This window comes from Aquincola tertiaricarbonis (assembly GCF_000969605.1).
GTDB lineage: Bacteria > Pseudomonadota > Gammaproteobacteria > Burkholderiales > Burkholderiaceae_C > Aquincola > Aquincola tertiaricarbonis.
On record NZ_JZUE01000013.1, the window covers coordinates 25,977 to 38,063 of the forward strand.

Here is a 12,087-nt window from a genome sequence, read left to right on the forward strand (position 1 = left end):
TTCAGCGCGGCGCGGAGGCCGCGCCTTCCGGCGGCAGCACGCCCTGGCCCAGCGGTGCCGGCACGGGGGCGGCCGGCTGCGGCGGCAAGGCGGGCAGCACCGGCGCCTCGTTCACCGGGATCACCACGCTGGGCGTGGGCTGGCCGCTCTGCTGCAGCGCGCGGATGGATTCGTAGCGGTCGATGGTCAGCGAATTGGCAGTGGCCTGGTCGCGGATGACCACCGGGCGCAGGAACACCATCAGGTTGGTCTTCACGCGCTTGCGCTGCTCGTTGCGGAACAGGTTGCCCACCACCGGCAGGCCGCTCAGGCCGGGGATGCGGTCCTCGCCGTCGGTGTACTCGTCCTTCAGCAGGCCGCCCAGCACCATGATCTGGCCGTCGTCCACCACCACGCTGGTCTCGATGCTGCTCTTGTCCGTCGTGGGGCCGGCGGTGGAGCTGGTGGACAGCACCGACGAGTTCTCCTGGTAGATCGTCATGCGGATGGTGCCGCCTTCGCCGATCTGGCTCTTGATGCGCAGCGTCAGGCCCACGTCCTGCCGCTCGATGGTCTGGAACGGCGTGACCGTGCTGCTGCCGCCGGTGTTGGCATAGGTGCCGGTGACGAAGGGCACGTTCTGGCCGATGACGATCTTGGCCTCTTCGTTGTCCAGCGAGATCAGGTTGGGCGTGGACAGCAGGTTCGCGCCGACGTTGTTCTCGAGGAAGTGCGCCACCGCGCCCAGCGTGAAGGTGCTGCCGATCTTGCGGATCACGCCGACGTTCAGGCCGCTGGCAATGGAGCCCACCGCACCCGCCACGCCCTGCACGCCGCCCGCGGTGGCCGCCGTCAGCGCCAGGATGTTGTTGCCGCCCACCGAGGAGTTGGTGCCCAGGCCCAGCAGCGTGCTGTCGCCCGTGTTGCCGAACAGGTGCTGCCACTGCACGCCGAACTGGCCCAGCTTCTCTGCGTTCACCTTCACGATCATCGACTCGACATAGATCTGCGCGCGGCGCGAATCCAGCTGGTCGATGGCCGCGCGCACCTGTCTGTACAGGGGCTCGGGCGCCGTGATGATCAACGAGTTGGTCGACGGGTCGGCCTGGATGAAGCCGCCGGTGGAAGGCCCCTGGGAGGCCTGCAGCGGCGCCGTGGCCGCGGAGTTGCCCAGGCCACCGCTGCTGCCGCTGCTGCCGCCGCCGCCGAGGCTGTTGCTGCTGGACAGGCCGCCGGTGTTCTGCAGGCCGCTGAGTGCGCCGGTGCCGGCATTGCCGGTGTTGGACAGGCCGCTGCTGCCGCCACCGCCGCCGCTGTTGGGCGAGAAGGCGGCGCGCAGCACCGTGGCCAGCTTCACCGCGTCGGCATTCTTCAGGTACACCACCCAGATGTTGCCGGCGGGGCCGCCGCTCTTCATCGGCTGGTCCAGGCGCTGGATGATGGAGCGGATCTGCGCCAGCTTCACCGGGTTGGCCGCCCTCACGATCAGCGAGTTGCTGCGCGGATCGGCCAGCACCGAACCGCTGCCGGCACCGGCGCCGCCGGGGGCCACCGGCACGCCCGGCACCGCCGCGCCGCCGCCGCCGTCGGCCAGCCGCTGCACCAGCGCCGCCATGTCGCTGGCCACCGCATGCTGCAGCGGCACCACTTCGATGTCGGTGTTGGCCGGCTGGTCCAGCGCCGAGATGATGCGGCCCAGCCGCTGCAGGTTGTCGGCGTAGTCGGTGATGACCAGCGTGCTGTTGCTGGGGTTGGCGTTGATGGTGTTGTTGGCGCTGATCAGCGGCCGCAGGATGGCCACGAGGTTGTTGGGGTTCTCGTGGCTCAGCTTGAAGATCTGCGTGATGACCTGGTCGCCGCGCGGCTGGCCCTGGCCGATGGTGACGGTGCCGGTCTGCAGCTTGGCATCGGCCTCCGGCACCACCTTGAGCAGGCCGCCGCTTTCCACCACCGCGAAGCCCAGGCCGCGCAGCGCGGCCAGGTAGTTCTGGTAGGCCACGGTGACGGGCACCGGCTGGTCGCTGTAGACGGTGATGGTGCCCTTGACGCGCGGATCCACCAGGAACTGGCGGTCCAGGATGGCGCCGATGGCGCGGGTCACCGCCTCGATGTCGGCATTGACGAAGTTCAGCGTGACGGGCGTGCTGGCCCGCGCGGCGGCGGCCGAAGCGGGGCGGGTGGGCTGCTGGGCCAGCAGCGGCGGCGGCAGCACCATGCCGGCACAGGCCAGGGCGCCCACCAGCGCGTGGACTCGATAATTCATGAAGTCATCCGATCGAGATGACGGACGACGCACCTTGGCGTCGCCCGACGATGTTCAGCAGATTGGACAGCGCCCCCTCCTGGCCTTCGGCAGCCCGGAGTTCGCCGCGAAAACGCAGCCGCCCTTCGCCCCACTGCCCCTGGCCGCTGGCCTGCAGCGCGCCTTCGAGCGTGGTGAGCGTGATTGTGGACGCGGCGCCGCTGGCGGCGTCGCCGCGCAGCAGCACCTGGTAGCTGCCCAGCGTGTCCAGCGGGGCCAGCGGCGTGGCCGCATTGCCCAGTTCCAGCGTGGCTTCGCCGGTGAAGCGGGTGCGGCCGGCCACCTGTTCAATGGTCAGGCCCGGTGTGCGCAGGCGCACGGTGCCGCTGAGCTGCACCGCGTTCCAGGGCGTGCCCAGGCCGGCCAGCCAGGCCGCCGGCCATTGACCCACCAGGCCGCCGTTGGGCGGCGGCAGCACCGTCACCTGCATCTGGCCCAGGCCGGGGCGCAGCTGCAGCACCAGCGGCGCGGCCAGGCAGCAGGGCTGGCGCACCTGCAGCTCCAGCGTGCGGCCGTGCCAGTGCAGCGACCATTCCAGCCGGCCGGGCAGCGACAGCGCGGTGCGGCTTTCCGGCCCGGCGGTGAACACCGGCAGCGCGCTGCCGGACCACACGGTGCCGCGGGTCTGCGTCAGCAGCAGGTGCTCGTCGGTGGCCGATGACAGGGCCCGCGACAGCCAGGCCGCCGGCGCGAAGGCCACCACGCCGGCCAGCAGGCCCAGGGTGGCGCCCAGCACCGCCCAGCGGCGCGCGCGGTGCGGCCGGCCGGTCTCGGGCATGGCCAGCGTCGCCGGCAGGCGGGCGGCGCGGCGTGGACGAAGCGCGTTCCAGCGCGTCATGGATTGCTGCCCGGCAGCGCCACCACCAGCGTGCCGGAATGGCCTTGCGGGCCACGGGTCAGGTTCGCTTCCACCGGCCGCGCGCGGGCGCCGCTGCGGGCCTCGGCCAGCCAGCGCCGCAGCTGCTCGCCGTTGGCATTGGCCAGCGTGAGCGTGGCGCGGTCGCCGATGACCTGCAGCTTGCCGACGTCGCCCAGCCGTTCGGTGCTGGCGCGCAGGGCTTCGCTGGCCTGCGCCAGGTTCAGCCGGGGCGCGGCGCGCAGCTGCTCGCTCTCGGCGGCCTCGCGGCGCATCTGCTGCAGCTGGGCTTCCAGCCGATCGATCTCGGCCGGCGCGGTGCGCAGCGTGGTCCAGGCCGGCTGCACGAACAGCAGCCACACCAGCGCCACGCCAACGACCAGCGCCAGCGCGGCGATCAGCCGGCGCTCCCGCTGCCCCAGGCTGCGCCAGCGCGCCCGCAGCTGTGCACGCACCGCGGCCAGGCCGCCTTGGGCGGGGGTGAGGACGGCATTCATGACGTCTGCCTCCCGCTCGGGGAGAAGCCGGGCCGCCCGAGGGCCCTGAGGTGGATGTGGCTCATGACGTGCGCCCCGTGGGTGCGCGGCTGACGGTGAGGGTGCCGGCGGACTCTTCCACCTGCCAGCCCGCGGGCCGCAGCTGGCCGCGGAACTCCTCGATCTGCTGCGGGCCCCAGTCCAGCGCGGTGAAGCTGAGCCGGCCGGGCTCGAAGCGCAGTGAAGCGGCCGGCGCCGCGCCCACCGGCCAGGCCGATGCCGCCACGTTCAGCAGGCCCTCCAGGTCGGTCTCGCCCGGCTTGCCTGCGGCCACGCGCAGTTGCTCGGTCTCGCGCGCCATCTGCAGCGGCGCATCCAGCACCGCCCGCACCTGCGGATGCGCGGTGCGCAGCACCTGCAGCATCGCCAGGCGGCGGCTTTCGATCTCTCCCCGTTCATGCCAGGCCCACAGGTTCAGGCCCACGATCTGCACCACCACCAGCGATGCCAGGCCCCAGCGCACCGGCCGGAAGGCGGGGCTCATGAAGCGGCGCCACGCCTCCCGCACAGCCTGCATGCCGCGGTGCCGGGGCGCCAGGTCGAACTGCCGCAGGTTCCAGCGGGAGCGCACCGCCTGCAGCGCACGCTCGTCGTCCGACAGCACCTGCACCGGCGCGCCCAGCCATTGCTCGGCGGCGCCGGCAGCGCCCGGCGTGGCACTCCAGCGGGCCGCGGTGGCCTGCCATTGCGGCAGCATCTGCCTTGCGAGGCCGCCGTTCAGGCCCAGGGTGAGCACGCCATCGGCATCGGCCCAGGTGAGCACCGGCGCGGCATCGGCATCGCCCTGCAACGGTTCCGCCAAGTGGCCCAGCGCCGCTTCGTCGGGCCAGGCCGCCGGCAGCACCCGCTCCACGCTGAGGCCCGCGGTCTCCAGCGTGGCCAGGTGCAGCGCCAGCCAGGCACGCGGCATGGCCGCGATCCAGGTGGGCTGGCCGGCGGCCGCGCCGGGCGCCACCGCCAGGTGCAGCGCCTCGGCATCCTCCAGCAGGGCTTCCTCCAGCACGCCCACCAGCGCGGCGCGCAGGCGGGCGGCCGGCGCACGCGGCAAGGTGATGCGCTGCCAGCTCACGTCGGTGTCGGCCAGCACGGCCACCACGGTGTCGGCCTTGGGCAGCAGCGCCGGCGCACAGCGCCCGGCACCGGACACGGCCAGGCCATCGCTGCTCAGCACGTAGGCGTATTCACTGGCCGTTCGCTCCACCGGCTCGGCGCGCCCCGGCTGCAGACGGTCGCGGGGCGGGATCTTGACAACAAGAATGGACATGGGTGCCTGAGGCTAACGTCTTTGAATGACAGCAGCAATTGGAAAAGGAAAGCGATTCCGTTTCTGCTTGGTGCTCGCCGCAGCGTGCATCATGAGCCGAAGGTCTCGTCGAGGGCCCGGCGTTCCTCGCGGCGCACGACCACCGTGCGCGGCGTGCGCTCGAGCAGCCATGCCTGGCGGGAGTATTCGTCGCCGATGCGCAGGGAAGCATCCACCTCGAACCAGTTGGACTTCACATCCAGTGCGATGGTCTTTTCCAGCACCTCCTTGCCCAGGATCTCGGTGATGCGCGCGGTGTTCTCGAACCCTTTGTTGCCTGGCGAGCGGCTGCGTTCCTGCTCCAGCCGCTGCGCGCTGCCGATGTCGATGTTGAGCGCAGCACTCAGCACCATCGCCGGCGCGGTGTTGATGTTCAGCGACGTGCGCACCGGCAGGATGTCCACCCAGGGCCGCAGCGCCTTGATGGCGCCGGGCTCCACGCCCAGCCAGCTCAGCTGCGACAGGTGCACCGGTGCCACCGCTGCATCCGGCTGCACCGCCTGCTGCGACCAGGCCCGCAGCAGGCCTTCGGCGATGCGGTCGGCCATCTCGGCCGGCAGCCCCGCGTTGCTGCACAGCCGCCGCAACGCGTTGTGCTGCAGCGGGTCCAGCTCGTTCTTGTCGGTCACCAGGTTGTAGAGGTTCAGCCGGCCCTGCACGTCGGTGATGCCGCCACGCACGAAGGCACGCATCACCGGCTGCTCGGTGGGCGAGCGGTCGTTGCCGGCGATCAGGGACGACAGCTCCGTCTCGGGCAGCCGGGTGGCCCAGCCTTCGCCCAGGTGGTCGGTGGCCGCGCTGCTCACCGTGTCGCGGCGCAGGATCCAGCGTGCCATCTCCAGCGCACCGCGCGCGACGCGGGCCGTCTGCTCATGTGCCCGCTCGGCGGCCTCCACCCGGATGGCGCGGTCCTGCTGGTACATCATGCCGGCCGCCAGCGTGGCCACCAGCGTGAGGATGATCATGGCCATCAGCAGCGCCGCGCCATGCTGGCGGCGGCGCGGTTGTCTAGACAGGTGGCGGAGCGGCAGCTGGCGCATGGTCAGTTGGTGGCTTGCACGCCCGGCAGCGGAATGCGCGGCAGCGCAGTGTCGCGCGTCACCTGGCCGCTCAGCTCGCCCTGCAGCTGCATCTCCAGCCGCACCGCCAGCGGCACCGCCGATTCCTGCGTGGATTCGCAGTTGTTCAGGCCCGGGCCGCCGTCGCTGCAATAGGTCTGCCAGCGGGCGACGCCCTCCAGCAGCGTGAGCTGGGCGCTCTCGTTGCCCATCAGCTGCTGGCTGCGCAACCAGTACTCCTGCAGCTCGGCCACCCGCGTGGTGGAAGGGCTGGCCCAGCGCTGCAGCCGGCCGGCACGCACCTGCCACACCACCACCTGCACGCCGGTGGGCGTGGTGCGCGCGAAGCGGGCCACCTGGTTGGCCAGGTACAGCGGCGGAATGCTGCGGGTGGCATGCAGCGCCTGCAGGTCGGCCTGCCACTGCGCCAGCACTGTGCCCAGGCGCAGCGTGCGGTCCACGCTGGCCTGCGCCACGGTGCGCGAGCGGGAGATGGCGTCCACCCCCTGCCACGCCATGCCCGCCATCACGGCCATGATGAACATCGCCACCAGCACCTCCACCAGGGTGAAGCCGCGCTGGCCGGGGGCAGGCCGGGTGCAGTGGCGCCGCATGGTCAGTACCGGTACATGCCGGTGGACAGCGTGACCAGCGGGACATCGTTCTCGTTGGCCACCACCGCCTCCACCACCCGCAGGTCGGCATTCATGGTGGCGCGCACCACCAGCCTGCCGCGGTACACGCGGCCCAGCTGCTCGCATTCGAACCGCGTTTCGCCGATGCCCGGATAGGAGCCGGTGCGGGTGGTGATGGTGACCAGCTGGTTGTCCGCGCACCATTGCGCGGCCATCACCTCCGACAGCCGCTGCGCGTTGTCGGTCAGCGAGGCCGCGGCCTTCAGGCCGGTGCCCACCGCCACCGCCACGATCACCAGGGCCACCAGCACCTCGATCAGCGTGAAGCCGCGCTCGGCGCGCCGGTTCATGGCGCGGCGTCCGTGGCGATGGCAAAGGGGCCCAGGCCGTCGGTGGCCAGGGTGATGCGCTGGTCTTCCAGGCCCAGCACGATGCGCTGGGCGCCGATCAGCGGCTCCGGGCCCAGCACCACCACGCGGCTGCCCACGATGTCGGCGGTGACGCCGGGCGTCATCCAGCGCATCTCGCGCACCCGCTCGCGCGGATCGCCGGGCAGGTTCACGAAACGGAAGTCGGTGCCATCCGCGTTGGGGCCGCTGCTCAGTTCCCAGCGCACCGCCAGCTGGCCGGCACGGGCCTGGGCGCGCGCGCCCTCCAGCAGCGCGGCCAGGCGCTCGGCCTCGCGCTCCAGCCGCACCTGCGAGCCATCACGCAGCGCCAGGCTGGCCACGCCCACGGCGATGGCGATCAGCGCCACCACCACCATCAGCTCGATCAGCGTGAAGCCGCGTGCGCGAGCGGCCCGGCGTTGCCGTGCCATGCCGGGCTCACTGCCAGGAGCCGATGTCGGCGTTGTTGCCGTCACCGCCGGTCTGGCCGTCGGCGCCGTAGCTGAAGACGTCGATCTCCGACTTCACGCCCGGGTTGACGTACTGGTAGGGCCGGCCCCAGGGGTCGTTGGGCAGCTTGTCCAGATAGGGCTTCCAGTTGTTGGGGATGGTGCCCACGGTGGGCTTGCGCACCAGCGCTTCCAGGCCCTGCTCGGCGGTGGGAAAGCGCTGGTTGTCCAGCTTGTAAAGCTTGAGCGCCTGCATCAGGTTGTTGACGTCGGTGCGGGCTGCCGTCACGCGGGCGTCGTCGGCCCGGTCCAGCACGTTGGGGACGATCAAGGCGGCCAGCACGCCGATGATCACCAGCACGACCATCAGCTCGATCAGCGTGAAGCCGCGGCCGGCACGGCGGCGGTGGAGGTGGGAACGCAGGGTCGGGGGCATGACTTCCAAAGGGCCGGTGACGGCGCACGAGGCGAAAAACCGATCGATCATAATCGCCGCATGACGGCACGACTGTTGGCCTTTGCAATCTGGGCAGCCACCGCAGCCACCGCGGTGTTCTGGGGCATGCGGGTATTCGTGGCCACGCCGCAGGTGCCGGGCCATGCCCAGCCGGCCGACGGGGCTTCGTTGCCGCCGGCCGACCTGTCCCGCGTGCTCGGCCAGGAGCCGGTGATCGTGGAAGCCGCACCCCTTGCGCCCGAGGTGGCCAGCCGCTTCCAGCTGGTGGGCGTGGCCGCGCCGCGCAGCACCGACCGACCCGGCGGCGTGGCCTTGATCGCGGTCGACGGCAAGCCGGCCCGCGCCTACCGCGTGGGCACGGCCATCGAGGCCGGTATCGTGCTGCAGGCGGTGCACGCCCGCGGCGCCGTGCTGGGCCCGCGCGGCGAGCCGCCGCAGGTGCGGCTGGAACTGCCGCCGCTGCCGCCGCCCAACACCGGCACGCTGCCGGTGGAGGACTACGGCGCCACCACGCTGCCTTCGGTGCCGCAGCCGCCGGGCGGCATGCCCGCTGCCACCTTCCGTCCGCCGCCGATGACCGGCGCGCCGATGATGCCGGGCCAGCAGCCCTCGCGCATGCCCTTGCCGCAGCCGGTGCCCGCGCAGCCCATCCAGCCGGCGCAGGAAGCGCCCGAAGGGCAGCAGACGAACTGAGTCGGCCGCCTGGCGCTTACAGCGGGAGGTCCGGCGCGTCCAGCGGGCCGGGGCGGGTGGCGTCGTCGCCCGGCACGGTCAGCGGGCCTTCCGCAGTGACCATCACCTGCGGGCGGGAAGGACCCGGGTCCTCCCCTTCGGCCACCTCCGTCAGCAGGGCCGCGGCAGCACGCAGCAGCGGCCAGGCCACCGTGGCACCGGTGCCGTCGGTGCTTTCCATGCCCAGCTCCAGCAGCGCGGAGGCGCGGAACAGCGCCAGCGCCTGGTCCAGCCCCTGGTGCGAATGGCTGCGGCAGAACACGCAGTAGTCGGTCACCGGCGCGGCGATGCGCGAGGCGACCATCAGCGCCGCGCAGGCGGCCATGCCGTCCACCATCACCAGGTGGCGCTTGCTGGCCGAGACCAGCATCACGCCCACCATCATCGCGATCTCGAAGCCGCCGAAGGCGGCCAGCACCTCGACCGGGTCGCTCGTCTCGCGGTGGCGGCCCTGCGCGCCCTGCACAATGGCCATCAGGTGTGCCAGGTCGTCCTGGTTCATCTGCGGGCCTTCGATCAGCAGCTCGCGTATCGAGGAATCGCTCAGCCGCGACAGCACCAGCGCGGCACTCTCGTGGCTGCCCACGCCAATGCCGGCGCAGGCCACCAGGTTGCCTCGCAGCGCATCGCCGATCTCCATGCCCGCGCGGATGGCGGCATGCGCCTGCTCGGTGGTCATGGCCGGGCCGACCCGGGAATTGCGCGTGCCGTGCGCGATCTTGCGCATCAGCAGGCGGTCATGCGGCAACAGCGTCTCGGCCACGCCGCAGTCCACCACCGACAGCTCCATGCCCTGGATGCGTGCGAACACCGCCACCGGCAGCTGCGCGCTCAGCAGCTGCAGCACCTGCTCGCGCGTGCTGCGCAGGTGGGGATGGTGCAGGCCGTCCACCGCCAGGCCGTGGTCGGAGGCAAACAGCACCACCTGCGGATCGCGCAGCCGGGGCTTCAGCGTGTTCTGCATCAGCCCCAGCCGCACCGCCAGCGGCTCCAGCTCGCCGAGGCTGCCGGTGGTCTCGCTGCGCCGCAGCAGCTTGTCGCGCAGGGCACTTTCCAGCAGGGCACTGGAGGTGGGCGAGATCAGCGAGCGGTTGACGGGCATGGACCCAGTTTAAGCACGCCTACCGCAGGAACATCCGGTACACCGGGTTGTCGGTTTCGTCGACGAAGGGGTAGCCCAGCCCATCGATGAATTCGCGCAGCGCCTTGCGGTCGGCCTTGGGCACCTGCAGGCCCACCAGGATGCGGCCGTAATCGGCGCCCTGGTTGCGGTAGTGGAACAAGCTGATGTTCCAGTTCGGGTGCATGGCCGCGAGGAAGCGCATCAGCGCCCCGGGCCGCTCGGGGAACACGAAGCGGTAGAGGTGCTCGTCGCGGGCCAGCTCGGTGCGGCCGCCCACCATGTGCCGCACGTGCTGCTTGGCCAGCTCGTCGTCGGTGAGGTCCAGCGTCTTGAAGCCCTGGCGCTCGAAGCTGCGCGCCAGCGTGGCGGCTTCTTCGCGCTTCTGGGTGGACACGCCGACGAACACGTGCGCCGTCTCGGCGTCCGAGATGCGGTAGTTGAACTCGGTGACGCTGCGCGGGCCGATCAGCTCGCAGAAGCGCTTGAAGGAGCCGCGCGCTTCGGGAATGGTGACGGCGAACACCGCCTCGCGCTCCTCGCCCACTTCCGCGCGTTCGGCGACGAAGCGCAGGCGGTCGAAGTTCATGTTGGCGCCGCAGGTGATGGCCACGAAGGTCTTGCCCCTGGGCTTGTGCGTGTCCACGTACTGCTTGATGGCGGCCACGCCCATCGCGCCGGACGGCTCCAGGATGCTGCGGGTGTCCTGGAACACGTCCTTGATCGCGGCGCAGACGGCGTCGGTGTCCACCACGATGAAGTCGTCCACCAGCTCGCGCGCCAGGCGGAAGGTTTCCTCGCCCACCAGCTTGACCGCGGTGCCGTCGGCGAACAGGCCCACGTCGTTCAGCGCCACGCGCTTGCCGGCCTTGACGGAGCGCACCATGGCGTCGGAGTCGGTGGTCTGCACGCCGATCACGCGGATTTCCGGCCGCACCGCCTTGATGTACGAGGCCACGCCCGAGATCAGCCCGCCGCCGCCGATGGCGACGAACACCGCGTCGATCGGCCCTTCGTGCTGGCGCAGGATCTCCATCGCGATCGTGCCCTGGCCGGCGATCACGTCCGGATCGTCGAACGGATGGACGAACGTGAGGCCGCGTTCGGCCTGCAGCTGCTTGGCGTGCTCGGCGGCGTCGGAGTAGCTGTCGCCGAACAGCACCACGTCGCCGCCCAGCGCCTTGACCGCGTCCACCTTTACACGGGGCGTGGTCACCGGCATCACGATCACGGCCTTGGCACCCAGCTTCCGGGCGCTCAGCGCCACGCCTTGCGCATGGTTGCCGGCCGAGGCGCAGATGACGCCGCGGCCCAGCTGCTCGGCCGACAGGTGCGCCATCTTGTTGTAGGCGCCTCGCAGCTTGAAGCTGAACACCGGCTGCTGGTCCTCGCGCTTGAGGAAGACCTGGTTGCCCAGCCGCTTGGACAGGCTGCGCGCGGCATCCAGCGGCGACTCGATCGCCACGTCGTACACACGCGCGGTGAGGATCTTGCGCAGGTAATCGGGGTGGGGGGAGGAGGTACTGCCGCGAGAGGGTCGCTGGGGGCGGGCGCCGGCCATGGTGACGGTCGTCTTTCTTATGATGCGGCGCCGCATGATAAAGAAAAAGGCCCCGAGGCTTGCGCCTCGGGGCCGAATCCACCAATGGAGGAGGTGGAGGAGACAACCGGTGGGTTCAGCAGTCACTGAACCGATGGAAGTCACTCTAGCAAAGGACTTGCTGCACTGCAATATGGCGGCGACGGAAAATTGCCGTTCCGGTCGGCGCGGCGTCGGTTCGCGTTGCAAAATCAACATCACATAGGCACTAATGCACCGCCCAGGTGCAAAACAGCGATGGAATGCACGATCAACTGGATGCCCTCGACGGGCATGGGCTTCGTGGCCGAGACGGGCAGCGGCCATCTGCTGACGATGGACGGCGCACCCGACGGCGGCGGCCGCAACCTGGCGCCGCGGCCGATGGAAACGCTGCTGGCCGGCGCCGGAGGCTGCACCGCGTATGACGTCGTGCTGATCCTCAAGCGAGGCCGCCACGAGGTCACCGGCTGCGAGGTGAAGATGCAGGCCGAGCGCGCGCCGGCGGACCCCAAGGTGTTCACCCGCATCCACCTGCACTTCAAGGTGAGCGGCCGCAACCTGCCGGAAGCCGCGGTGGCGCGCGCCATCGAGCTGTCGCACGAAAAGTACTGCTCGGCCACCATCATGCTGGCCAAGACGGCGGAGATCACCACCGGCTTCGAGATCGTCGCGGCCTGACCAGCCGCGAG

General features: G+C 71.0%; 13 protein-coding genes. 2 read left to right on the forward strand and 11 right to left on the reverse strand.

Annotated features, from left to right (window positions below; all coding sequences use genetic code 11):
• Position 1 precedes the first annotated feature (1 nt).
• The 9 genes from gspD to gspG form a co-directional block, all read right to left on the reverse strand.
• Positions 2 to 2,242, reverse strand: coding sequence for a type II secretion system secretin GspD (gene gspD, locus VO99_RS16955; protein WP_083440675.1), 2,241 nt, complete (start codon positions 2,240 to 2,242; stop codon positions 2 to 4).
• Positions 2,243 to 2,246: 4 nt separating this feature from the next.
• Positions 2,247 to 3,119 (reverse strand): type II secretion system protein N, encoded by an 873-nt coding sequence (gene gspN, locus VO99_RS16960; RefSeq protein ID WP_083440676.1) that lies wholly within the window; start codon positions 3,117 to 3,119, stop codon positions 2,247 to 2,249.
• Positions 3,116 to 3,634: a type II secretion system protein M gene (locus VO99_RS16965; protein ID WP_046114091.1), complete on the reverse strand. Its 519-nt coding sequence runs from the start codon at positions 3,632 to 3,634 to the stop codon at positions 3,116 to 3,118. Before VO99_RS16965 ends, gspN begins: the two co-directional genes overlap by 4 nt.
• A gap of 61 nt (positions 3,635 to 3,695) precedes the next feature.
• Entirely contained in the window at positions 3,696 to 4,937 is a 1,242-nt protein-coding gene (gspL, locus tag VO99_RS16970) for a type II secretion system protein GspL (RefSeq protein WP_046114092.1), read from the reverse strand.
• A gap of 89 nt (positions 4,938 to 5,026) precedes the next feature.
• Positions 5,027 to 6,016, reverse strand: a complete 990-nt coding sequence (gspK, locus tag VO99_RS16975; RefSeq protein ID WP_046114093.1) for a type II secretion system minor pseudopilin GspK — start codon at positions 6,014 to 6,016, stop codon at positions 5,027 to 5,029.
• A gap of 2 nt (positions 6,017 to 6,018) precedes the next feature.
• Positions 6,019 to 6,648 (reverse strand): PulJ/GspJ family protein, encoded by a 630-nt coding sequence (locus tag VO99_RS16980; protein WP_046114094.1) that lies wholly within the window; start codon positions 6,646 to 6,648, stop codon positions 6,019 to 6,021.
• Between the two features lie 2 nt (positions 6,649 to 6,650).
• Positions 6,651 to 7,019: a type II secretion system minor pseudopilin GspI gene (gspI, locus tag VO99_RS16985; RefSeq protein WP_046114095.1), complete on the reverse strand. Its 369-nt coding sequence runs from the start codon at positions 7,017 to 7,019 to the stop codon at positions 6,651 to 6,653.
• On the reverse strand, positions 7,016 to 7,489 hold the full coding sequence (locus VO99_RS16990) for a pilus assembly FimT family protein (protein WP_046114096.1): 474 nt from the start codon (positions 7,487 to 7,489) through the stop codon (positions 7,016 to 7,018). Before VO99_RS16990 ends, gspI begins: the two co-directional genes overlap by 4 nt.
• Before the next feature lie 7 nt (positions 7,490 to 7,496).
• The gene (gene gspG / locus VO99_RS16995) at positions 7,497 to 7,943 is read right to left on the reverse strand and encodes a type II secretion system major pseudopilin GspG (RefSeq protein WP_046114230.1); all 447 of its coding nucleotides are present in this window, start codon (positions 7,941 to 7,943) and stop codon (positions 7,497 to 7,499) included.
• Positions 7,944 to 8,003: 60 nt separating this feature from the next.
• Here gspG and VO99_RS30315 point away from each other — a divergent pair, with 60 nt between their 5' ends.
• Positions 8,004 to 8,657 carry a type II secretion system protein N gene (locus VO99_RS30315; protein WP_157039603.1) on the forward strand — a complete coding sequence of 218 codons (654 nt, stop codon included), beginning with the start codon at positions 8,004 to 8,006 and terminating at the stop codon, positions 8,655 to 8,657.
• Between the two features lie 16 nt (positions 8,658 to 8,673).
• Here the strand turns inward: VO99_RS30315 and VO99_RS17005 are convergent, their stop codons facing one another.
• Both VO99_RS17005 and ilvA read right to left on the reverse strand, forming a co-directional pair.
• Positions 8,674 to 9,798: a nicotinate-nucleotide--dimethylbenzimidazole phosphoribosyltransferase gene (locus VO99_RS17005; RefSeq protein ID WP_046114097.1), complete on the reverse strand. Its 1,125-nt coding sequence runs from the start codon at positions 9,796 to 9,798 to the stop codon at positions 8,674 to 8,676.
• 19 nt (positions 9,799 to 9,817) lie between these two features.
• The gene (gene ilvA / locus VO99_RS17010; protein WP_046114098.1) at positions 9,818 to 11,377 is read right to left on the reverse strand and encodes a threonine ammonia-lyase, biosynthetic; all 1,560 of its coding nucleotides are present in this window, start codon (positions 11,375 to 11,377) and stop codon (positions 9,818 to 9,820) included.
• Between the two features lie 276 nt (positions 11,378 to 11,653).
• Here ilvA and VO99_RS17015 point away from each other — a divergent pair, with 276 nt between their 5' ends.
• Entirely contained in the window at positions 11,654 to 12,076 is a 423-nt protein-coding gene (locus VO99_RS17015) for an OsmC family protein (RefSeq protein ID WP_046114099.1), read from the forward strand.
• Positions 12,077 to 12,087: the final 11 nt, after the last annotated feature.